18 protein-coding genes and 1 tRNA gene are annotated in these 24,749 nt (G+C 45.4%); 1 reads left to right on the plus strand and 18 read right to left on the minus strand.

The features are described 5' to 3' along the window. Positions 1-14: 14 nt before the first annotated feature. The 7 genes from aroB to ACTXGJ_RS04415 all read right to left on the minus strand — a co-directional run bounded on the left by aroB (position 15) and on the right by ACTXGJ_RS04415 (position 7,317). The gene (aroB, locus tag ACTXGJ_RS04385) at positions 15-1,151 is read right to left on the minus strand and encodes a 3-dehydroquinate synthase (RefSeq protein ID WP_439241895.1); all 1,137 of its coding nucleotides are present in this window, start codon (positions 1,149-1,151) and stop codon (positions 15-17) included. Positions 1,152-1,184: 33 nt separating this feature from the next. Beyond that, complete coding sequence (gene aroK, locus ACTXGJ_RS04390; RefSeq protein WP_439241897.1) at positions 1,185-1,736, minus strand: shikimate kinase AroK; 552 nt, start codon at positions 1,734-1,736, stop codon at positions 1,185-1,187. Positions 1,737-1,918: 182 nt separating this feature from the next. Continuing rightward, positions 1,919-4,300, minus strand: coding sequence for a type IV pilus secretin PilQ (gene pilQ, locus ACTXGJ_RS04395; RefSeq protein ID WP_443565233.1), 2,382 nt, complete (start codon positions 4,298-4,300; stop codon positions 1,919-1,921). 26 nt (positions 4,301-4,326) lie between these two features. Further along, positions 4,327-4,857 carry a pilus assembly protein PilP gene (locus ACTXGJ_RS04400; RefSeq protein WP_439241901.1) on the minus strand — a complete coding sequence of 177 codons (531 nt, stop codon included), beginning with the start codon at positions 4,855-4,857 and terminating at the stop codon, positions 4,327-4,329. Then, complete coding sequence (locus tag ACTXGJ_RS04405; protein WP_439241903.1) at positions 4,857-5,594, minus strand: type IV pilus inner membrane component PilO; 738 nt, start codon at positions 5,592-5,594, stop codon at positions 4,857-4,859. The genes ACTXGJ_RS04400 and ACTXGJ_RS04405 overlap by 1 nt, the downstream gene beginning before the upstream one ends. Further along, complete coding sequence (locus ACTXGJ_RS04410) at positions 5,591-6,262, minus strand: PilN domain-containing protein (protein ID WP_439241905.1); 672 nt, start codon at positions 6,260-6,262, stop codon at positions 5,591-5,593. Before ACTXGJ_RS04410 ends, ACTXGJ_RS04405 begins: the two co-directional genes overlap by 4 nt. Beyond that, a complete protein-coding gene (locus tag ACTXGJ_RS04415) occupies positions 6,262-7,317 on the minus strand; it encodes a pilus assembly protein PilM (protein ID WP_439241907.1) in 1,056 nt (351 codons plus the stop codon). The genes ACTXGJ_RS04410 and ACTXGJ_RS04415 overlap by 1 nt, the downstream gene beginning before the upstream one ends. Positions 7,318-7,503: 186 nt before the next feature. On the opposite strand from ACTXGJ_RS04415, the gene ACTXGJ_RS04420 reads away from it, so the two are divergent. Then, a complete protein-coding gene (locus ACTXGJ_RS04420; RefSeq protein ID WP_443565235.1) occupies positions 7,504-10,218 on the plus strand; it encodes a penicillin-binding protein 1A in 2,715 nt (904 codons plus the stop codon). Between the two features lie 120 nt (positions 10,219-10,338). Here ACTXGJ_RS04420 and ACTXGJ_RS04425 read toward each other — a convergent pair whose 3' ends face one another. The 11 genes from ACTXGJ_RS04425 to ACTXGJ_RS04475 form a co-directional block, all read right to left on the minus strand. Next, positions 10,339-10,866 carry a DUF6586 family protein gene (locus ACTXGJ_RS04425; RefSeq protein WP_439241911.1) on the minus strand — a complete coding sequence of 176 codons (528 nt, stop codon included), beginning with the start codon at positions 10,864-10,866 and terminating at the stop codon, positions 10,339-10,341. 177 nt (positions 10,867-11,043) lie between these two features. Then, positions 11,044-15,264: a DNA-directed RNA polymerase subunit beta' gene (gene rpoC / locus ACTXGJ_RS04430; protein ID WP_443565236.1), complete on the minus strand. Its 4,221-nt coding sequence runs from the start codon at positions 15,262-15,264 to the stop codon at positions 11,044-11,046. Between the two features lie 161 nt (positions 15,265-15,425). Beyond that, positions 15,426-19,544, minus strand: a complete 4,119-nt coding sequence (rpoB, locus tag ACTXGJ_RS04435; RefSeq protein WP_439241915.1) for a DNA-directed RNA polymerase subunit beta — start codon at positions 19,542-19,544, stop codon at positions 15,426-15,428. Between the two features lie 765 nt (positions 19,545-20,309). After that, positions 20,310-20,684: a 50S ribosomal protein L7/L12 gene (gene rplL / locus ACTXGJ_RS04440; protein WP_298971330.1), complete on the minus strand. Its 375-nt coding sequence runs from the start codon at positions 20,682-20,684 to the stop codon at positions 20,310-20,312. Between the two features lie 122 nt (positions 20,685-20,806). Continuing rightward, on the minus strand, positions 20,807-21,334 hold the full coding sequence (gene rplJ, locus ACTXGJ_RS04445; RefSeq protein ID WP_439241917.1) for a 50S ribosomal protein L10: 528 nt from the start codon (positions 21,332-21,334) through the stop codon (positions 20,807-20,809). Positions 21,335-21,757: 423 nt separating this feature from the next. Continuing rightward, a complete protein-coding gene (rplA, locus tag ACTXGJ_RS04450) occupies positions 21,758-22,459 on the minus strand; it encodes a 50S ribosomal protein L1 (protein WP_439241919.1) in 702 nt (233 codons plus the stop codon). Continuing rightward, positions 22,460-22,891, minus strand: coding sequence for a 50S ribosomal protein L11 (gene rplK / locus ACTXGJ_RS04455; protein ID WP_439241921.1), 432 nt, complete (start codon positions 22,889-22,891; stop codon positions 22,460-22,462). Between the two features lie 95 nt (positions 22,892-22,986). Continuing rightward, positions 22,987-23,517: a transcription termination/antitermination protein NusG gene (gene nusG / locus ACTXGJ_RS04460; RefSeq protein ID WP_439241923.1), complete on the minus strand. Its 531-nt coding sequence runs from the start codon at positions 23,515-23,517 to the stop codon at positions 22,987-22,989. A gap of 68 nt (positions 23,518-23,585) precedes the next feature. Next, positions 23,586-24,074, minus strand: coding sequence for a preprotein translocase subunit SecE (secE, locus tag ACTXGJ_RS04465; RefSeq protein ID WP_439241925.1), 489 nt, complete (start codon positions 24,072-24,074; stop codon positions 23,586-23,588). Positions 24,075-24,126: 52 nt separating this feature from the next. Then, positions 24,127-24,202: transfer RNA gene (locus tag ACTXGJ_RS04470), tRNA-Trp, on the minus strand. Positions 24,203-24,392: 190 nt separating this feature from the next. Next, the coding region (locus ACTXGJ_RS04475) for an EF-Tu C-terminal domain-related protein (RefSeq protein ID WP_459112900.1) at positions 24,393-24,749 on the minus strand (357 nt) is incomplete at its 5' end.

Raw genomic sequence — 24,749 nt, forward strand, 5'->3', positions numbered from 1 at the left:
AATAGTATACCGCTTTATGAGTTGGATTGGGATAAAACCTCTATCAATAGTCTCTCATCAAAATCATCGGTCAATACCGCCTCGCCTAGCGACTTGAGTAAAATAAGCCGAATCTTGCCACCTTTGACTTTTTTATCATGACCCATCAGGTTTAAAGCGGTTGCTACTGAGATAGCAGACGGAGTGATAGGAAGGTTGGCAAGGGTCAAAATATGTTTTATCCGATCAGTATCTTGCTCAGTCAGCCAACCAAGCTTTTGTGACATCATAGCGGCTTGAACCATGCCAGCAGCTACCGCTTCTCCGTGCAGCCACTCACCATAGCCTTCATGCGTTTCGATCACATGACCGAAGGTATGGCCAAAGTTCAACAGCGCTCGCACGCCTGACTCTCTCTCATCTTGCGCCACCACTTGCGCTTTATAGTCGCAGCAGCGTTTAACGGCTATACCAAGCACCTCAAGATCTAGCGCCATCATCGCCGGCAGGTTCTGCTCAAGCCAAGTCAAAAACTCCTTATCCATAATCAGCGCGTACTTAATGACCTCCGCGATACCTGCCGAGAGCTCGCGCGCCGGCAAGGTTTGTAGCGTATTCATATCAGCAAGTACCATCTGCGGCTGCCAAAAAGCGCCGATCATGTTTTTGCCTTGCGGGTGATTGATACCGGTTTTACCACCAACGCTTGAATCCACTTGTGCCAGCAAAGTCGTCGGTATCTGAATAAAATTCACTCCGCGCATAAAGCTGGCAGCGGCAAAACCTGTCATATCGCCAATTACGCCGCCACCAAGCGCAATCAAAGTCACGTCACGATTGAAATGCTGCGCCATCAATGCATCATAGATTTGATTGATATACTGTTGATTCTTATACTGCTCACCATCGGGTAGCACGCAGACGGCTACTTGAAAGCTTACCGACAACTCCTGCTGCAAAGGCTGCAAATATAGAGGCGCGATGGTCTCATTGGTAACGATCAATACTTGCTGACCGGTAATATACGGCGCAACCCGTTCCGCCATACTGCTTACCATATTACTGGCACTAGCAGTATTTTCACTATCATCGCGGCTGGCAGTAATAATAATCGGATAATCATGACTTTGGGTTTGTACTGTCAAACCATCATTGAGAAGTGGTTTTGCCATAAAGGCTTCCTATGTTAAAAGCGAGACGCTGTTTTATTGTTTATTGTCGCTCTCTGTCGCTGTAATAAATCGTTCTAGCTGCTGCAAAAGCTGATTGACCATGTGCCGTGGATAAGTATGTCCGGTCGGCAAAATAACGTGGGCAACCTGTCGATACAACGGATCACGGATTTGATACAAATTTTGTAGGATTTGTTTGGGATTAGGCTGTTGTAATAGCGGTCGCGACTTGTCTTTGGCCGTTCGCGCCATTTGCACCTCGACTGGGGCATTAAGATAAACCACAATACCGCGCTGATGCAGAAAAGCCCGGTTATCGCTACTCATCACCGCACCGCCGCCAGTAGCTAGCACTATTTGCGGCTTTTGGGTGAGCTCATCAATGGCGCGAGTCTCACGCTCACGAAAGCCGGCTTCACCTTCTTTGGCAAATATCCAAGCAATATCCGCGCCGGTTTGTGACTCAATATACCAGTCGCTATCGACAAACTCACGCTCTAGCTGTTTGGCAAGCAGACGGCCAATAGTGGTCTTTCCTGCACCCATCGGCCCTACTATAAATACCGACGGTAATTCCTCCAACATAACACTTACTCAGCTAAATTAACTATCATACAACGTCATCGATAATCTGGCTAGTAATCAACCTTGATTATTAACAGCAAAAATATTACTAGGGCGTGTTGAGCATTGTTAAGACATAAAAAAAGCAAGCGCTTAGGCTTGCTTTTTATTTTTCTGAATATCTGCTGAGGAGGCTGATCGTGCTAATCCAAACGACTAATACCGTCATTGATAAGCTTTGGTGTCACAAATATCAGCAACTCTTCTTTATTATTACTGCGCACATCGCGGCGGAAGGCGCGGCCAATATAAGGCAAATCCCCTAAGAACGGCACTTTATCCACGCCATTGTTAGTACGGTTTCTAAACACGCCGCCTAATACAATAGTCTGTCCATCTTCGACGATGACATTGGTAGAAATCGAATCTTCATTGATAGCGACATCGCCATTAATAATTGTTGGCGTCCCGTTGGTAATGAGAAGCTGTAAGCCGATTTTGCCATCAGGGGTAATATTCGGCGTGGCCTCTAAACTCAGCGCCGCTTCTCTAAAGCTAGTAGACGTAGCGCCACTAGCCGCCGCTTCTTGATAAGGAATCTGCGTACCAGAGGAGACTTTAGCGGTTTGCTTATCAGCGGTCAAGATCTTCGGCGTGGAGATGACCTCACCGCGATTGTCGGCTTGCAATGCGGATAGCTCAAGATCTAACATCACATCCGATAAGCTAAGCAGACCAAAAGCGATACTGCCAGCAGCAGGGTTAGTCACCCCTAAATCCACACTCAAATTATCAGGGCTGCTAATGTCATAGCTAGGATAAGAGACGGTCTGACCATTGATCGTCGTGGTCTCGACATCGAAATCTTTTAAGTCCGCTAAAGTCTGATTGCTACCGCCAACGAGTAAGCTACGATTGGTTGCCGCGCCACTCGATAAAATCCCCCAACGTACGCCGATCTCTTTACTAAAGCTATCGGTTGCACTGACAATACGCGCTTCAATCATCACTTGCCGTACCGGGATATCGATTTTGGTAATCAGCTCACGAATATTCTCAATGCTATCAGCGACATCTTTGACAATCAAAGTATTAGTACGCTCATCGATCGTGACGGTGCCGCGATCAGACAGTAAGGTATTATTGTCTTGAATATTATTCGTCGTGCCGATACCTGAACCGCGACTGTTTGAGGGACCGCTACCATCGGAGATCAGATTTAACACATCTTCAGCTCTGGCATAGCTTAGACGAATATACTCCGTGCGTAACGGTAAGAACGAGTCGACCGTTTGCTGCGCGGCAAGCTCGCGAGCTTCTTGCTCAGCAAGCTCAGTCGCCGGCGCGATTAAGATAACGTTACCGTTCTCACGCTTGCCTAGATTTTTGCTTCTTAAGATAATATCTAAAGCTTGATCCCAAGGCACGTTGATGAGGCGCAAGGTGATATTACCAACGACGGAATCACTAGCAACAATATTCATCTCAGTAAACTGCGCTAAGATATCAAGGACACTACGAATCTCAACGTCTTGAAACTCCATAGAGAGCGCTTCGCCAGTATAGACTTTTTCTTCTAGCGTCGGCTCACGTAGCAGCTCAGGCTCAGTGATGCTGATATTTAGCTGAGTGCCCGATTGATAAGCTTGATATTCGTAGTCGCCACTCATATTGATAGTGATGATACCGGTCTGACCTTGGTTTTTGGTATCGACACTAGCGACTAGACCACTATTGATATTGAGACGACGCAGCAGGTTTCTAGGTACAGTACTGCCCGTCAAGCGCACGACTAGTTTATTGCCTTGACGCTGCACATCAACCGGAATGGCTTCATTGGCTAAAGTGATACTGACATTGCCGCCGCCCGCGCTGCCAGCCGCAAAGTTCAAGGCCGTCAAACCATCATAGCTATATTGTCGACTCACTTGCGAGGAAGCAAGATTGGGGTCTAATAAAGGATTGACTCTGACAACCATAGTATCAGCAGGTACTTGCGGTTTTGTCGGTGTTTGCCGTACAACCCCCGGCGCGGCTACAACGTTACCAGTCGCTACCACATTGGTCGACACTACCGGATTGTTGATAGGAGTGGTAGTAATGATTGCTGATTGGTTATTGAGCACATCGGCGACAGGGTCGTTAGTAATGACTTGCCGAGCAGGGTCATTGATCGTCAATAACAGATCATTGCCTTCGATTGCGGTAGTATAATCACCACTTTTTTTCAAGCCAACAATAAGGCGCGTCGTACTGTCATTACTCAGAGTGGTAATATCATTGACTATACCCACATTATAATCGCTGAACCGGCTCGCCAAACCGTTTTGGACTTGTTCAAAGTCTAAGACTAAACGGCTAGGGTTATCAAGCTGATAAGCTGCAGGTACATTTGGAGTCTCATTAAAACCCAAACGCAGCTGCGTCACTGCTGGAGCCGTCTGTACAACAGACACCTCATTGATACGCTGCAGCGCATAAGCATTGCTCATGATAGCAGTGATGCTCAGAGCTAATACAGGAGCGGCGAAAGTAGAGGAAATACGACTACTTATCGTCATTGCCTTGTTGTTACGTACGGTCATTACTTATTCCTCAAAAATCTACCATCTTAATTTATAGGAGAGACCAGCGACTGTGGTCTTTCAATAAACCCTGCGCGGCTGTCTGGTACAATTTCAATTAGATTAATCTGCGTTGGCGTAATCTCAACAATACGGCCATCATTAAGTCCAAGATAATCACCCACTTTAACGCTAGCAACAGACCCATCTGGGCGCTGAATCAAAGCATACTCTTGCCCTTCAGGAGAGACTACAACACCGCGAAAAGTCAGCTGAGCTATCTCATATTGCTCTAAAGGTTGTTTGACACGGTTAATATCAGGACGTATACCGTCGATAGCAGTGGTCGGTCCTTGTATGTTCACTAAACTTGGTGGCAAAAAAGGACTACGTAGACTACTTGCGCTATAGACAAAGTCTTCTACTAGCGAAACCTTAGGCGTGGGTTCAATATCTTGCGCCTGCGATGCTCGTATGTCTTGCATGGCTTGCTCAGCCAAACCGATTCTATCGGCACAGCCTCCGAGCAAAAGCGTAGTCATAGCTAAGAAGGTAAGTTTGGGTAGCGGCTTAATCATCAATTACCTCCAGCGTCAGCAGGCGTTGTCACATCAGCATCCTCAGGCGCCACTTCTTTTGAGCGATAGGTCTTGGTCTGTAACACCAAATTCAACTCTGGAATGGCTTCTAAAGTGGGCTGCGGATTACTCACCTCAAAGTTATGCATAGTAATGATACGCGGAAGGGCAGCAAGACCACTGATAAAGCTGCCAAACTGATGATACTCGCCCAAAGCGGCAATACGAATAGGCTGCTCAATAAAAAACTCATTCTCAATTTCAGGCTCAACTGAGATATCTTGAAAACGAATATTACTGCCTACTCCGGTCATGTTGATACCTTCCACCAATTCAGAGACTCGAGTCTCTTTAGGCAGTTGATCAAGCAAAGTATTGAACTCTGTATCCATTTGCGCCACTTGCGCTTTGTAAGTGTCCAAATGCCGCGCTCGTGATTCTTTTTGGCGATAGGTCTCAAGTAAGGTTTGCTGCTCACTCTCGCTGGCTTTAATCTCATCGATTTTACTACTAATCGGTAGCGCCCAAGCCATAGCGGCAATAAAGGCAACAATTAATAATAGCACTGTCACTTTAACCGGTAGCGGCCAACTGCCAGAATTTTGGGTATCTAGTGACTCAAAGCTGCGACGAAAATCATTGAAGTCGAATGATTTTTTTGGCGAGCTCAGCGGGCCTTGCGCCTTGATTGCGCTTTTTTTGGTTTTTATTAGACTTTTTTTGCGAATAGGGTTCATAAGACGTCCCCCGAGCCGGCGACATTAGCGACTACCTCTGGCGATTGGGTAGGCTCAGTTAATGACGATTGCACTTGCGTGGTCACCACAAACTGCACGTAACTGTCCTCAGGGTATATTGGACGAGGCTGCTCACCACTGGTTGGCGCTTGATTTAAGGTCATTGGGGCCTCGTAAGCACTAATGTTTTGCTGGATATTGCGTACGGCGGAGTTTTCCATCCAGGGACTGTCGTCCAAGTTACGTATCAAGCTTGAGACCACGTTCGGGTTATCCGCTAAGCCGGTAAAGGTAAGCAGATCGTCCTCACGCTTTAGATTATTGAGATAGAGTGCTGGGGGCATCGCTTTCGCCACATCATCCCATAAACGTACTGGAATCGGCCGTCTTCCCTGCAGATCTTGAATAACTTGCATGCGCGAAATAATATCTTCTCGGCGCTGCTCAAGCGTATCTATCTCCGCTAGTACCGTGTCCAAGCGATTGTTCTCTTGCGTAATGCGATCATTGGCATCACGCTGCTCTTCTAGCTCGTTATTAAAATAGCTCCAAGTCGCAAAAGCGGACAACAGTGCCAGTAACGTCACCGCAGCAACTAGCGTCAAAAACTCTTTATTTCGGCGTGCGCGTTCCTCAGAACGCCATGGTAGTAGGTTAATGCGAGCCATTAGTTAAAGCTCCTAAGCGCAAGCCCACAAGCCGCCATTAGACTTGGAGCATCGATAGCCAACTGCTCGCTATCAATATAAGGGCTGATAGTCATATTAATAAACGGATTGGCGACTGTGACTCCGATACTTAGTTTTTGTTGGATCATTCCGGCAAGACCGGGTATGGAGCTACTGCCACCAGCGAGCACAATATGATCAATGTGGTCATATTGACTTGAGGAGAAATAAAACTGTAGCGATCGAGTGATTTGTTGCACCGTACTTTCCATAAACGGCGTAAGCACTTCAGGATAATAATCATCAGGCAACATACGCTCATGCTTATTGACCATGGCCTCTTCATAAGACAATCCGTAGCGCTCTTGGATGGCTTCTGTCAGCTGCAACCCACCAAATAACTGCTCGCGGCTATAGATAAATTTATGGTTCTTAGCGATATATAAGGTCGTCTGATGATGACCAATATCGATAACAGCGACCAATTCTGGCATATTAGGTAAATTATCTGCCATCATCTGGAAAGCCCGCTCGATGGCGTGCGACTCGATGTCCATGACTTTGGTTTTTAGGCCACCAAAAGCCAAGGCATCAACCCGTTGATCTACGTTCTCAGAGCGCGAAGCCGCTAGTAAAACCTGCACCATAGTGTCATCAATGATAGAAGGCCCTAGCACTTCAAAGTCCAGATTGACTTCATCTAAAGGATAAGGAATGTATTGATCTGCATCAAGACGAATTTGTGCTTCGCGTTCAACATCGCTTAGAGTGGCATCCATGTCGATGATCTTGGTAATCACCGACGAGCCTGATACCGCCGTTGCGGCATCATGGCCTGCAACTCGGTTCCGACGCGCTAAGCTTGCAATCGTATCACCAGCCGCTTCAGTATCTACAATCAGCTTATCAACGACTATCCCTGGAGGTAATCTTTCAATACCATAAGACTTGAGATGATAAGCGCCTTGCTGCCTAGTTATGTCAACTAGCTTTACTGAAGTCGCACAAATATCTACTCCGATTAAACTTTGATGCTTAGAAGAAAGTAGCTTCACAGACCCTACACCTTATATAGAATATACATTACAAAGGTTTTGTAATAATGGAATACAATACGTTACTTAATAGACATATTCAAGCGATTAAAATTTTTTCTCAGAGAATTACACATTTCATGCGAATCTAGCTTTGGGTTCAAGGTATAATGACTATCGTCAACCCTCTTAATTGATAAGCTTATTATGCCCAAAAAAAATGCCACCGTCCGTCTTATTCATTACTTGGTGGGGCTTTTTATTGCCTTTTTAGCACTAGTCATTATCTTAGCGCTCGCTGTTCCTATTGGGTTCTATGGCATGGCAATGTACTTATCACCTACCCTACCTAGCATTCAAGAGATCAAAAAAGCAAATCTGGAGATGCCCTTACAGATCTATAGTCGTGATGACAAACTCATCGGTCAGTATGGCAATCGCTTATCTTTGCCAGTGACTTTTGACGAGATTCCTGAAGGACTGACTAATGCCTTTTTGGCGGCTGAAGACGCCTCATTTTTTCAGCATAGTGGTATTAGTATTAAAGGTTTAGGGCGAGCAGTCACTGAAGTGGTCACTGACGATGAGGGACAGACAGGTGGCTCGACGATTACTATGCAGGTGGCGAAGAATTATTTTTTGACCCCTGAGCGCACCTTGAATCGCAAATTGACTGAGCTATTTGTCGCCAGAAAGATGGAAGATGAGCTTAGCAAAAATGAAATTCTCACTCTATATGTTAATAAAATTTATTTGGGTGAAGGCGCTTATGGTATCCGTGCCGCTGCCAAAAAGTATTACAGTAAGTCACTTGAGAGCTTAACTGTCGCAGAAATGGCGATGCTAGCCGGCCTCCCAAAAGCCCCTTCCAAATATAACCCAGTCGCCAATCCTGAGCGCGCTCTTATCCGCCGCAATTGGATTATTAAGCGCATGCATGAGCTTGGCTATATCGATCAAGCGCAATATGATGAAGCTATTAACTCGCCGATCGGCTTGAATTTATATCAAGAAAAACTCGACGTTAATATGCCTTATTTGGCAGAGATGGCGCGCTATGCTTTGGTTAATCGTTATGGAGACCAAGTGGTCAATGGCGGTTGGCGGGTGCGCTTGACGGTCGATAGTCAAGCGCAGCAAGATGCGGAAGCGGCCGTCCTCAAAGGTCTTATAGCTTATGACCATCGTCACGGCTGGCGCGGCGCTGAGGCGAACGACGAGCCGCTTGAAAACTTCAGCCGTTATGGCAGTATGTATCCAGCGAAAGTCACGACTGTCAATTCACGCAGCTTTGAAGCGCTTATGCAATCAGGCGATACGGTCACCGTAAACTGGTCTGGCATGCGCTGGGCAAAAAAATACATCTCAGCTGATCGCTTCGGTAATTTGCCAAGTAACGCCTCACAAGTTGTCAGCGAAAAAGACATCGTTCGCCTAATAAAAACCGACAATGACAATTGGCAATTGGCACAAATTCCAAAAGTTCAAGGGAGCTTAGTGTCGCTAGATCCAGAAACGGGCGCGCTAAATGCTTTAGTCGGTGGTTTTGACTTTAAGTACAGTAAATTCAATCGCGCCCTTCAAGGGTGGCGTCAGCCGGGCTCAACGATTAAGCCGCTGATTTACACCTCCGCCTTAGAGAAAGGCTATCGCCCGGATAGTATTGTCTCTGATCGTCCTATTCAAGTCGGCGATTGGCAACCGAAAAACTCCGACAGCCGCTTTTTAGGGGATATCACCTTACGCCGCGGGCTTTATTTGTCTCGTAACTTAGTGTCTATTCGCTTACTACAAGCAGTAGGTACCTCAGATACTCGTGACTTATTAGATCAGTTCGGTCTCGACAAAGAAAAACTACCAACTACGCTGTCATTAGCGCTAGGCACTGGTCAAGCTACACCCTTACAAATGGCAACCGCTTACGCGACCTTTGCTAATGGTGGTCATCGTGTGCAGCCTTACTTTATCGAGCAGATTTATAACTATGATAATGAGCTGTTGTTCCAAGCCAATCCGCAGCAAGCTTGTGCGCTTTGTTTCAACGAGCAGCTTGAAGATCGTAATCAAAAGCTAATTGAAGACGCCCAAACGCTCGCTAAGCAAGAAGCAGATGACGAGCAAACTGACGAGACCACAAACGGAGAAGATGCCAACGAGGAAGACGCTGTAGGGAGTGATCAAGGCGCTCAGAATAATGAGCTTACTGATACCAGCAATGAAGATACTAATAATTACGATAGCAGTATTTATGATGCTAATCCTTTAACAGACCGCCTACAAGCTCCTGTAGTACAGTATGTAACGGCTACCCAAGCGCCGCGCATCCTCAAACCCAGAGTAGCTTATGATATGGCCGACATTTTGCGAGATGTGGTCCAGCGCGGCACTGCCGTTCGTGCTCGTGCACTCGGACGCGAAGACATTGGCGGCAAGACCGGTACGACTAACGAAGCCAAAGACGCTTGGTTTGCAGGCTTTCATCCTACTAATGCTACTGTCGTCTGGATGGGTTTTGATCAGCCATCCACCCTCGGTCGCCGTGAGTATGGCGGAGTCGCTGCCCTACCCGTGTGGATGGACTTTATGAAAGCGCAATTAGAAGGTGTTCCTTTTGAATGGGTATCACTCGATAACAAGTCCAAATCTAAGAAGCAAAGCCAGCGTATTATCGAGATGACTGATGATGGCGTGGTCAGCACTAATGCTAACGATGAGAACGACTCAAGCAATTCAGAGACTACTGCCAACCAGCCGGTTAAAACTAGGACTCAGCAGCGTAAGCCTCCTGAGCCTGAAGAAGAGCCTGAACCACAGTCATCATCGTCTCGTAACAACAACAGTGCTGCCAATAATGGTGATAGCGTGCCACAAAACCCATTAACAGTAACGCCAGCGCAGCGTATGCCAGCCATGCCGGAGTAAGGCCCTAGAGTTATAAATATAGTTATAAAGCTCCAGTTAAGAAAAATTTATTGAAGCATTAAAAAGGCGGTTCACTTTAGTGAACCGCCTTTTTAATGGGCAAGAACTCTCAAGACTTGTTTAAAACTCGACCATGCCGCCCCGCAGCTGTTCAATCAAAGTCAGAAGCTGACTGCGCCACTCTCGAATAGTCGCTTCATCAGGCAGCCATTGGTTCGACAATGTCACCACATTGACAATTAAATCTTGTGCTTTTTTTGAGTTGTCAGCAGAGTTATCATTCATTTGTTGCTCCGCTAATACTGCGTAGAGACAACGCTGATAAGCCCGCTCTATATTGGCTAAAAACCCTTGCTCTAACAGTTGCTGCAAGCGCATAACCTCAGGTGAGACTTGCGTGCGTGCGCTGAGCGCCTGTTCGATAGCCCGTAACGTTGGCTCATTCATCTCTAAACTATAGAACTGCGCTAACTCCTGCATAAAGGCCAAAAAGCTGCCATATAAATGAAAAATAGCGGTTTCACAGTGCGCTTGGTACAGCTGTTTATCGCTACTGTTATCCGCTGCTTGACAAGCCAAACGGCAAAAATAAAGCTTTTGGTTGGTACGATCAGCATGATACTTGGCTACGCGAGTTTTACCGGCCATAAGCGGGTTGTCCTTTTATTATGAATAAATCATTCAAAAACTCTCATGTCTTTAAGTGTACTATTTTTTTGTTAAACATGACTAGATTTTATGCATAAAAAAGCCAGCACGAGGCTGGCTTTTTTACTTCTAAATTAGACTGAGCTAAACCTTAAGGTTTAGCTCAGGATGGAGATTTTAGTTATCTTGATTCAACTCTTGCGCGAAGGCCTCATCAAAGCTTGTGAAGTCTTTATTCTCACTGCTAGCAGTGCCCATATCAAAAGCGGCATTTAGATCTTTGTCTAGTAGTTTTTGTTCCGCTTTGTCTTTACGAGCGTTGTGGTAAGCAAGACCAGTACCAGCAGGAATCAGACGACCTACTACTACGTTTTCTTTTAAACCACGTAGCTCATCTACTTTACCCGTTACAGCCGCCGCAGTTAGAACACGCGTGGTTTCCTGGAACGAAGCTGCTGAGATAAAGCTTTCAGTCGCGAGGCTGGCTTTGGTGATACCTAACAATTGACGCTCATACTGTACCGGGAATTTATTCTCCGCTTCCAGTTTAGCATTCAAGGCGATAATGTCAGCGTATTCGACCTGATCACCTTTGAAGTGACTAGAATCGCCAGCATCTGTGATTTCAACTTTACGCAGCATTTGACGAATGATAACTTCGATGTGCTTGTCGTTGATCTTCACGCCTTGTAACCGGTAAACGTCTTGTACTTCGTTAACGATATAGTCTGCAAGTGCCGTTTGACCTTTTAGACGTAAAATGTCATGCGGGTTTTGCGGGCCATCAGCGATGATCTCGCCGCGAGCAACGGTCTCGTTTTCAAAGACGTTGATTTGACGCCATTTCGGGATCAGCTCTTCATGGGTCTCGCCATCTTCGTTGGTGATAATAAAGCGATTCTTACCTTTGGTTTCTTTACCGAAGCTGACCACACCGGTCATTTCAGCCATAATGGCATGATCTTTCGGACGACGCGCTTCAAATAAATCCGCTACGCGTGGTAGACCACCGGTAATATCTTTAGTACCAGAAGACGCTTGTGGTACACGGCCTAAGATCGAACCTGCCGCTACTTTTTCACCATCGCTCACGCGAATGATAGTTTCAGCAGGTAAGAAGTAAACCACTTCTTTACCCGCGTCGGTATTCAAGATAATAGCCGGACGTAAGTCTTTAGCATTACTTGAACGATCACGCGTGGCTAGAATCTCAAACGAACTCATACCAGTCGCATCATCGACCTTAACCGTCGCGGTACTACCATCAACGATATCACTAAAGCGCGCAGTACCCGCGAATTCTGTGATAATAGGATGCGTATGCGGATCCCATTTAGCAATGGTTTGACCGCCATCTACTTTATCGCCGTCTTTAACTAGGACGCTTGAGCCGTAAGGTACTTTATAACGCTCACGCTCACGGCCAAGCTCATCAGTTAGAGCAATTTCTGCAGAGCGAGAGACGATAACTAAATGGCCATCGGTATGCTCAACCGTTTTCATATTGTCAAATTGTACTTGACCGGCGTTACGTGCTGAGATGCTATTATCTACTGATGCTGAGCTTGCTGCCCCGCCCACGTGGAAAGTACGCATGGTCAGCTGCGTACCTGGCTCACCGATAGACTGCGCTGCCATGACCCCGACAGACTCACCGATATTGACTTTATGACCACGAGCCAAATCTCGACCATAACACTGCGAACAAACGCCATGTTCAACTTCACAAGTAATGACTGAGCGTACCCAGATATCATCAATAGCGTTTTCGTCTAGGATATTTACCCAATGCTCATCGATCAAAGTACCTACAGGAATTAGGACTTTTGAGTCATCATTGTTATACGTCACGTCACGCGCGGTCACTCGGCCAAGGACCAAATCACCAAGCTTTTCGATGATCTCGCCACCTTGGATGTGCGGCGTCATCAAGAGGCCTTGCTCGGTGCCACAATCATCGCTAGTGATGACTAAATCTTGCGCGACATCGACGAGACGACGAGTCAGATAACCTGAGTTCGCAGTCTTCAAGGCGGTATCGGCTAGACCTTTACGTGCACCATGCGTTGAGATGAAGTACTGTAATACTGTCAAGCCTTCACGGAAGTTCGCTTTAATCGGCGTCTCAATAATAGATCCATCCGGTTTTGCCATTAGGCCACGCATACCAGCGAGCTGACGAATCTGTGCCGCACTACCACGAGCACCAGAATCTGACATGATAAAGATTGAGTTAAAGGATTTTTGCTCTTCTTCCTCGCCTTTAGCATTCATAATTTTGTCAGTCGCTAGGTTATCCATCATCGCTTTGGCGACTTTATCGTTAGTACGCGACCAGATATCGACCACTTTGTTATAGCGCTCACCTGCAGTGACAAACCCTTGCTCAAACTGATCTTCGATTTCGCGAACTTCAGCGTCTGCCGTTTCAATGATTTGTTTTTTGCTTGGCGGAATGACCATGTCGTCGAGACCGATAGACACGCCAGATAAGGTCGCTTGCGCAAAGCCTAGGTACATCAATTGGTCAGCGAACATGACGCTGTCTTTGACGCCCATTTTACGATAGCAAGAGTTGATCAAACCTGAGATATTCTTTTTAGTCATCTCTTGGTTGCACTCTGCAAACGCCATACCTTTTGGCATGATGTTCCAAATCAATAGGCGACCAGCAACGGTCTCTTTAAGACTCGTTGACTCTGTGGTGTTACCTTCTTCATCAATCTGCGTCTCAGTGACACGTACTTTGATCAAAGCATTGACATGCAAATCGTTTGAACCAATAGCACGTAGAGCTTCGTTGACCGTAGCAAACACCATGCCTTCGCCTTTGGCATTGATCGATGAGCGGCTAATGTAGTATAGACCTAAGACTACATCTTGTGACGGTACAATAATCGGATCACCGTTCGCAGGTGACAAGATATTATTCGTTGACATCATCAAGGCGCGTGACTCTAGCTGAGCCTCAAGCGTTAATGGCACGTGGACGGCCATTTGGTCACCATCAAAGTCAGCGTTAAACGCGGTACAAACCAGCGGATGCAGCTGAATGGCTTTACCTTCGATTAGTACGGGTTCGAACGCTTGTAGACCCAAACGGTGTAGTGTTGGCGCACGGTTGAGTAGCACTGGATGCTCACGAATAACCATAGCAAGCATATCCCACACTTGCGGCTCTTCGCGCTCAACCATCTTTTTGGCCGCTTTAATCGTGGTCGCCATGCCGTGTGATAACAGCTTGGCATAAGTAAATGGCTTAAATAATTCTAATGCCATCTTCTTTGGTAGACCACACTGATGCAGACGCAGCGTCGGACCAACAACGATAACCGAACGACCAGAATAATCGACACGCTTACCAAGTAAGTTTTGACGGAAACGACCTTGCTTGCCTTTGATCATATCAGCCAAAGATTTCAGTGGGCGCTTATTACTACCGGTAATAGCACGACCGCGGCGACCGTTATCTAATAACGCATCAACTGATTCTTGTAGCATACGCTTTTCATTACGCACAATAATATCAGGCGCGCTAAGCTCGAGCAGACGCTTCAAACGGTTGTTACGGTTGATGACACGGCGATACAGATCGTTAAGATCGGATGTCGCAAAACGGCCACCTTCTAGCGGTACTAGCGGACGTAAATCTGGTGGTAGAACTGGTAAAATATTCATTACCATCCACTCAGGCTTATTATTAGAATCACGGAAAGCTTCTAATAACTTTAGACGCTTAGACATTTTCTTAAGCTTGGTCTCAGAGCCGGTTTGCGGAATCGCTTCGCGTAGCTCATCGATCTCGATATCAAGATCGATGTCTTTTAGCAGGTCTTGAACCGCTTCTGCGCCCATCTTGGCGGTGAACTCATCACCGAACTCTTCAAGCGCGCGGTAATAGTCTTCATCATCAAGCAGCTGATACTTCTCAAGAGCAGTTAACCCCGGCTCAGTAACAATATAGCTCTCGAAATAAAGTACGCGCTCGATGTCACGTAGCGTCATGTCTAATAAAAGACCGATGCGGCTTGGTAATGATTTTAAGAACCAAATATGTGCGACAGGGCTCGCCAGATCGATATGACCCATACGATCACGGCGAACTTTGGCCGTAGTCACTTCTACGCCGCATTTTTCACAGATCACGCCTTGGAACTTACGGCGCTTATATTTACCACAAAGACATTCAAAGTCTTTTACTGGGCCAAAGATTTTGGCACAAAACAGACCATCGCGCTCAGGCTTAAAAGTGCGATAGTTAATGGTTTCTGGTTTTTTGACTTCACCATGTGACCAAGATTTGATCACATCAGGTGAGGCTAAAGTAATTTGAATACTATCAAACTCACGATTACCGCTCGCGGTAGGGCTTTGCATGATATCGAGTAAATCTTTCAAGTTGCTTCTCCGTTATCTTTATAATCCTTTAAGCGGTATCTATAGATACAAACCGCATAAAGGACTGAAGGCAATGAATTGGGGTGAGATAAAAGACTAAAAGCAGCTATACTCATGGTACTTTACTGCTTCTAGCCTAACGCTTAAGCGTCAATAAAGGCTTAATTGTTTTCTTTTAACTCAATATTGATACCCAGTGATTTGATTTCTTTGGTCAGTACGTTGAACGATTCAGGCATACCTGGATCCATATACTGCTCACCATCGACGATGTTTTTGTACATACGGGTACGGCCTTCGACATCATCCGACTTCACCGTTAGCATCTCTTGCAAGGTATAAGTCGCACCGTAAGCTTCTAATGCCCACACTTCCATCTCACCAAAGCGCTGACCACCAAACTGCGCTTTACCGCCAAGTGGTTGCTGAGTGACTAGTGAATAAGAGCCGGTTGAACGCGCGTGCATTTTGTCATCGACCAAGTGGTTAAGCTTAAGCATATACATATAACCGACGGTGACTTTACGGTCGAACTGCTGACCGGTACGACCGTCATATAATACCTGCTGACCATCGCGATCAAGTCCTGCAAGCTCAAGCAAGTCTTTTACTTGATACTCATGCGCACCATCGAATACCGCCGTACCCATAGGCACACCGCCGCGCAAATTGCCCGCTAGCGCCATGATATCCTCATCGCTTAAGCTGTCTAGATCAACACTTTCACCGCCTACTTTATTGTAGATTTGATCTAAGAAATCACGTAGATCTTTCATCGCCGCTTGAGCTTTGAGCATGTTATCGATCTTCTCACCTAAGCCTTTTGCTGCCATGCCTAAGTGGGTCTCTAAAACCTGACCGATGTTCATACGCGAAGGTACACCTAGTGGGTTCAAGACGATATCAACCGTGTTACCGTGCTCATCGTAAGGCATGTCTTCGACCGGCATAATACGCGATACCACACCTTTGTTACCATGACGACCGGCCATTTTATCACCAGGCTGAATACGACGTTTCACCGCGAGATAAACCTTGACGATTTTTTGTACGCCGTGCTGCAGATCATCACCTGCAGTTAGTTTGCGTTTTTTCTCTGCAAACTTACTATCGATGTCTTTTTGCTTATCGACTAAGTACTCAGCGATTTGCGTTAGACGCTCGGCGATGTCTTCTTCTACAGGCTGAATATCAAGCAAAGTCTCAAGGCTCATTTCTTTCATGTCAGCCGCTTTCATCACCGTACCAGCTTTCAGACCTGAACCGCCACTGACTTTTTGACCATCAAGCAAGTTACCGATACGACCACGCGCCGCTTCTTCAAAGATACGTAGCTCTTCTTTTAGATCTTTACGGTAGCTATCGAGCTGTGACTTTTCGATAGCACGCGCACGCGCATCTTTTTCGACGCCGTCACGGGTAAAGACTTGCACGTCAATCACCGTGCCTTTGCTTGATGTTGGGACACGTAGTGATGTGTCTTTTACGTCAGCGGCTTTTTCACCGAAGATGGCCCGCAGCAGTTTTTCTTCTGGCGTCAGCTGCGTCTCACCTTTTGGCGTGACTTTACCGACTAGAATATCGCCTGCATCCACTTCAGCACCGATATAAACGATACCTGCTTCATCTAGGCTAGACAGCGCCGCTTCACCAACGTTTGGAATATCAGCAGTAATCTCTTCAGTTCCAAGCTTGGTATCACGAGCCACACAAGTCAGCTCTTGAATATGGATAGTGGTGAAACGATCTTCTTTGACGACTTTTTCAGATAACAAAATCGAATCTTCGAAGTTGTAACCATTCCACGGCATAAAGGCGATACGGATGTTCTGACCTAAGGCTAGCTCGCCTAAATCCGTTGACGGACCATCGGCTAAGATATCACCAAAAGCAATCTCATCGCCCTGATTAACGATAATACGCTGGTTAATACAAGTGTTCTGGTTAGAGCGCGTGTACTTGATCAAGTTATAGATATCAATACCCGCTTCACCGGCGGTCATCTCATCTTCATTGACACGCACAACAATACGCGAAGCATCAACGTCTTCGATAACACCGCCACGCTTAGCGATAACACACACGCCCGAATCACGAGCGACGTGACGCTCCATACCCGTACCCACTAACGGCTTATCAGCGCGTAGAGTCGGCACCGCCTGACGTTGCATGTTCGAACCCATTAAGGCACGGTTAGCATCATCATGCTCCAAGAATGGAATAAGACCAGCCGCTACTGACACTACCTGACTTGGCGACACATCCATATGCGTCACTTTGTCGGCTGGCATACGTACAAACTCGCCATAGCTACGGACACTGATCATCTCCTCGCTAAGCTCACCTTTGTCATTCATTGGCGAGTCAGCCTGAGCAATGACCGTACCGACTTCTTCGATCGCGGATAGGTATTCGATAACGTCAGTCACTTTACCATCGACCACTTGGCGATAAGGCGTCTCTAAGAAACCAAAGCTATTGGTCTTCGCAAAAGTCGCTAAGGAGTTAATCAAACCAATGTTTGGTCCTTCTGGCGTCTCAATTGGGCAGACACGGCCGTAATGCGTATCGTGTACGTCACGTACCTCAAAGCCTGCGCGCTCACGCGTCAAACCACCTGGCCCAAGAGCTGAGACACGGCGCTTATGCGTCACCTCAGATAGTGGGTTGTTTTGATCCATGAACTGTGACAACTGGCTAGAACCAAAGAACTCTTTGACCGCTGCGGCAACTGGTTTTGAGTTAATCAAATCTTGTGGCGACAAGTTATCAGATTCCGCTGAGGATAGACGCTCTTTAACTGCACGCTCAACACGTACGAGACCAACGCGGAATTGGTTTTCTGCCATCTCACCTACCGAACGAATACGGCGGTTACCTAAATGGTCAATATCGTCGACTTCGCCGCGACCATTACGAATTTCAACCAGCTCTTTTAGCACATTAACGATGTCATCGTTGGTCAATACGCTGCGCTCGCGCTGTACATCAGGATCGTCAGTATTATCGAAGTCTAAGCCTAAACGGCGGTTGAACTTCATACGGCCAACGTTAGATAAGTCATAACGATCGGCATTAAAAAACATGCTCTCGAACAGTTTTTCTGCCGTTTCAACCGTTGGCGGCTCGCCTGGGCGCATAACCTTATAGATTTCAATCAAGGCTTCTTCACGGCTACTAGTAGAATCTGCACGTAGCGTATCGGCAATATAGCTACCCTGATCGATATCATTAGTGAACAGGATGCTGAACTCTTTAATCGCATCACTTGCTTCAAATGAGCTTAGTTTCACTAATAACTCGTGATCGATAGGCGTATTGGCATAGGCAACAACTTCGTCATTGACGATGATATCTTCGGCCAAAATACGCTCATAGAGGTATTCATCAGGCACGGCAATCTTCGTCATACCCGCCTCTTCGATCTGGCGAATACGGCGAGCGTTGATACGTTTGCCCTGCTCAACGATAACGTCACCATTAGGCGCAACGATATCGAACTGCGCCATTTCACCGCGCAAGCGATCAGCAACGATATCAATCTCGAACTGCTCATCTCCTTTATAAACTGCAACTTTATCAAAGAATAAATCTAAGATCTCACTTGTCGTTAGGCCTAGAGCGCGCAAAATGATAGACGCAAGCAGTTTACGGCGGCGGTCAATACGCGCGAATACTAAATCTTTGGCATCAAACTCAAAGTCTAACCACGAACCGCGATAAGGAATGATACGGGCGTTATAAAGCACCTTACCACTAGAATGCGATTTACCTTTGTCATGATCAAAGAATACACCAGGTGAACGATGTAATTGCGATACGATAACACGCTCAGTACCATTAATGATAAAGGTACCGTTGTCGGTCATGAGTGGAATCTCACCCATATAGACACTTTGCTCACGGATATCTTTGATCGCCGCTTTGCTGTTTTTATCTTTATGATCTTTATCTTTGATAATCAGGCGAATTTTGACACGCATAGGCGCGGCAAACGTTGAACCACGTAAGATACACTCACGCTCATCAAACTCCGGCTCTCCTAAATAATATTCGACAAATTGCAGCTCAGCATTACCTGAGTGGCTCTCAATCGGAAAAATAGAAGAGTAAGCGGCTTGTAAACCAGTATTCTCACGAGCTTTAGGCTTTTTATGCTCTTGCAAAAATTGCTCATAGGAATCTACTTGGATAGACAATAAATAGGGAATGTCCATCACAGTGGGCAATTCAGCAAAACTTTTGCGAATACGCTTTTTTTCAGTATAAGAATATGCCATCGAGAGTCCTTACAGTAAACGTGGAAACAAATGAAAATCGTGGCTAGCGTGCACCAATACTTGGTGATACCATGCAAACTTAGCGACGTATACGATAATACAACGACTTTAAAGGCGATATACGAATCATAAATCCCCTTAAAGCTAAAACTTCAAACTATCATCGCCATGCAATAATATGCATTTTGAAGACCAACACTTTTAAAATTTTTTCTATACAAATCAACAAGTTATTAACTTAAATGGTGCTACATATACTTAGTAATCAACCTTTATAGCCAATAATTAATGCTTAGTTATCAATAAACAACAGCTTAAGTAATAATATTCTGGATCATTTACAGCTATTAAATAAGATAGACGACTCATCATAGTCAAAAATACGTAGCCGTTAAAAACAAAAGTAACTAACTGTCTGAGTCGCACTATCAATGCGATAAGTTGTAATCAGCAACACTATAAATCGGATAAACAGTAATAGGTATTGAATTAAATGATGTTTGCTAAAAAACAGTTATTGAGAAAGCTTACAGACACAGAAAAACGCCAAACGTCTGAGGACATTTAGCCTAATATAATAAATTATTCAAAACTACTGTGTTTGCTAGCATTTATATCGTGTGTCCTTTTGATGAGTATCCACCACTGGTGATCGGGCGTTAGGCAGACACAAAAGGTCAAGCTAGTAATTATAATAAAAAAGAGCCAGCAATGCAAGGCATTACTAGCTCTTTGTGTGCAGTATTAAACTAAATCAAGCTAAGCTTATTTTAGTTCAACAGAAGCACCAGCTTCTTCAAGCTTCTTCTTCAGCTCTTCAGCTTCGTCTTTAGACGCGCCTTCTTTGATTGGTGCTGGAGCACTTTCAACCAAGTCTTTCGCTTCTTTTAGACCAAGGCCAGTCGCTTCACGTACTGCCTTAATGACGGCAACTTTCTTCTCGCCAAAGCTAGCAAGAACAACGTCAAACTCGTCTTTTTCTTCAGCAGCAGCGCCGCCTTCAGCAGCAGCAGCAGGTGCAGCAGCAGCTACAGCAGCAGTTACGCCGAATTTCTCTTCCATGTCGCTGATTAGCTCAACGATATCCATTACTGACATTTCAGCGATTGCGTTTAACACATCTTCTTTAGATAGTGCCATGAGAACTCTCCGTTATCTGATAAAAATAATTGGTTTAATAGCGCATTGATTGACTGTCCACTGTATTAACAGCTGAGACAATAAGCCAATCAAGGCTGTAAAATTTACGTTAAAACAAGCTATTAAGCAGCTTCTTTTGCGTCTTTTATTGCTGCTACCGTGCGAACGAACTTGCCAGGAACTGCGTTCATAGTCTGGACAAGCTTGGTCACTGGTGCATTCATAGTTGCCATCAAGATAGAGATTGCTTCGTCGCGAGTTGGTAGCTTCGATACGCGCTCTAGCTCTTCTGGACCATAAACCTCACCACCGACTGATACTATTTTGGTCTCTAAAGCTTTGTTATCTTTGCTGAAGTCGAAAACGACTCTAGCGGCAGATCCCAAGTCTTCCATAGAGAAAGCCAAAAGTAATGGACCAGTCATACGGTCTGACATGCTCTCAAACTTAGTGCCTTCAAAAGCGCGTTTTGCAAGAGTATTTTTAACTACTTTTAAAACGACACCTTTTTCACGGGCTTGTTCGCGCAGCTCGGTAAGCTTTGCAACGCCAATACCGTGATATTCGGCAGCTACTGCTGAGTAAGCATTAGCAGCAACTTCAGACACTTCAGCTACAACTTGTTGTTTTTGCTCTAGCGTTAATGCCATAAGTTGACTCCTTTAATCTTATCAGTCGACCTATAATTTAAATTATAAGCGAAGACTGACTTGATACGACACGTTATTAATAAACTAAAAAAGACCATTAATAACGACTAATTACGGCACCATTATCAGACTGACATCGAGTAATAGGTTGCCCTATTGGCTCTTATCAACAACTGGGTGGGTCACCGTCTGCGTAGGACAATTAAGACTTTCATCTGTTATCGATTAACAAAAGCAGCTCATAGTAGATAACACTATCTAAACTTGTTATCACTATGAACCGCTCTCTACCTACGGTCTTAGACAGCGTAGCGTTTACTACGCTGACCTAATTTTTAAAATTCTTTATTACTTAAATGCTTGGCTACTTGATATTTGCGTTTGTTAGCACTTATGTGCAAACACCAAGCGGCTATATATATCTTACTTAGCCATGCGGTATGGTACAGGATCAATCGTTAGACCTGGGCCCATAGTGCTTGACAAGGTGATTTTCTTAATGAAAATACCTTTAGAAGTAGCAGGCTTAGCACGCTTAAGATCAGACAATAACGCACGAGCGTTTTCGATAACTTGATCGGCTGTGAAACCAACTTGACCGATAGTCGTATGGATAATACCCGCTTTATCAACGCGATACTGCGCTTGACCCGCTTTAGTATTAGCAACGGCTTCAGCAACATTAGGCGTGACCGTACCGACTTTAGGGTTAGGCATTAGACCACGTGGGCCTAGAATAGTACCTAACTGACCGACAACGCGCATAGCATCTGGAGCGGCGATAACCACGTCAAAGTCCATGTTACCGGCTTTGATTTGTTCTGCTAGATCGTCCATACCAACGATGTCAGCACCCGCTTCTTTAGCGGCTTCAGCAGCAGCGCCTTGAGCGAATACAGCAACGCGTTTGGTTTTACCAGTACCTGCAGGCAGATTAGTAGCACCGCGAACGACTTGGTCAGATTTACGTGGGTCAACGCCCAAGTTTACTGCGATGTCGATAGACTCTTTGAATTTTAGCGCTGGTAAATCATTTAAGATTTGTACTGCTTCTTCAATAGTGTACTGTTTTTCGTTATCGATACGGCTGTTGATTTCTTTTTGGCGTTTGGTTAGCTTACTCATTTACACACCCTCCACGGTAATACCCATTGAACGAGCGGTACCAGCGATGGTACGGACAGCAGCGTCAAGATCTGCAGCTGTTAAATCTGCATCTTTGGTCTTAACAATTTCTTCTAACTGCTCGCGGTTCACTTTACCAACTTTAGCAGTGTTCGGCGTACCAGAACCTTTAGCGATACCAGCAGCTTTACGTAGCAAATACGCCGCTGGTGGCGACTTCATGATAAAGGTAAAAGACTTATCGCTATATACGGTGATTTCTGTCGGAATCGGCAAGCCTGGCTCTTGGTTAGAGGTTGCTGCGTTGAATTCTTTACAGAATGCCATGATGTTCACACCTTTTTGACCCAGAGCTGGACCAATTGGTGGTGAAGGGTTAGCTTTACCTGCTGGGACTTGTAGTTTGATGTAACCATCAATCTTCTTAGCCATGATTTTCTCCTAGTTGGGTAATAACGCCAGTCTGTTAGTCACTATGATCATATGATCAGCGCTTAACAAACAACAGCTCCCCAGTTGATGTCTGTTTAGTCTAGTTTTTCAACTTTACTAAACTCAAGCTCGACCTGCGTCGGTCGATTAAATACGTTTACAGTAAGTTGTAGCTTAGATTTCTCGTAGTCCACTTTTTCGACTAGGCCTTTGAAGTCTGTGAACGGGCCATCGATAACCAGTAGCTCTTCACCTGGCTCAAATAGAGTCTTCGGACGTGGCGCTGTTTCTGTCTGGTTCAAGCGATTCAAGATACGGTCAGCTTCAACTTGGGTGATAGGCGCTGGCGTTTCAGGTGTACCGCCGACAAAGCCCATAATACGCGGGCAGTCTTTGACAATGTGCCAAGTATTATCGTTCATCTCCATTTGGATCAATACGTATCCTGGAAAGAACTTACGCTCACTCTTGCGCTTTTTACCGTCTTTCATCTCGACTACTTCTTCGGTTGGTACTAATACATCACCAAAAGAATCGGCAAATTCACTACGGTTAATACGATCAGTTAATGAACGTTGTACTTGTTTTTCATATCCTGAAAACGCTTGGACAATATACCAACGCATATGACGCTCCTGATCTAGGTAATAGGTGGCAGTAAAAAGTGTGGCTTAATTAGAGCTAATATGCTCTTTTAACCAATAAAAATACCGACGAACCAGTTAAAAAAGTTATCTAACATCCAAACTAGAAAACCAACAATCGCTATCACGACAAGGGTTTGCCACGTATATTTAAAAGTCTCGTCTTTACCGGGCCAAGTGACACGGCGTAGCTCAACAGCCGCATCCTTCAATAGTATCTTAAAGGCGCGTCCTTGATTCGTTAGCGCTAGACAAACTAAAGCAAAAACAGCGAGCGCCACAATAATACCAATACGCACCCAAACATCATTGGCGGCTTGCCAATAACCTGGTAGGTATTGATTAGAGAATGTCGCTGCTATAAGTGCCACTATAGCCAGTAGCCATAGCACCATATCTTTAGCTGAACCGGTTTTAGCAACTTCTACCGCAGTGGTGTTTTTGGTTGCTGAAACGTGCTTTCCTTTAGTCAACATTCCGCTAGCCGTAGCTTTGGCATCAGATAACTTAGAATCGAGGTTATCCTGATTGTTGCTCATAAAGAACTCGCTTAGGAGATGGTAACGTCAGATAAAGATAGGATAAAAAAGATGGCAGGCGATGTAGGACTCGAACCTACAACCCTCGGTTTTGGAGACCGATGCTCTACCAATTGAGCCAATCGCCTATGGGTGTTAAGGCTGACAATTATACAATATTTATAGTTAAATGCAAGTTTTAAGGCAGATTTTATTAAATAATTCTTTCAAATTAAAATTTATGGGTAAAACCCTACCCTACCGCCCATAAAAAAAGCCACCCTCAATAAAGAGAGCGGCTTTTGACTAACCGTTTAGCATAACGCTAAGCGTTGATGATTAGTTGCTTACGTTAGCAACCACACCAGCACCTACCGTACGGCCACCTTCGCGAATAGCGAAACGTAGGCCTTTGTCCATAGCGATCGGGTGGATAAGCTCAACACTCATCTCAACGTTGTCACCAGGCATAACCATTTCTGTACCGTCTTGTAGCTGGATTGCGCCAGTGACGTCAGTGGTACGGAAGTAGAACTGTGGACGATAGCCGTTTAGGAATGGCGTGTGACGACCACCTTCTTCTTTTGACAGTACGTATACTTCGGCGTCAAATTTGGTATGCGGGGTGATTGAACCTGGCTTAGCAAGTACTTGGCCACGTTGTACGTCTTCACGCTTGGTACCACGTAGGAGTAC

It is taken from the genome of Psychrobacter sp. 1Y11, from assembly GCF_052259045.1.
Classification (GTDB): Bacteria; Pseudomonadota; Gammaproteobacteria; order Pseudomonadales; family Moraxellaceae; genus Psychrobacter.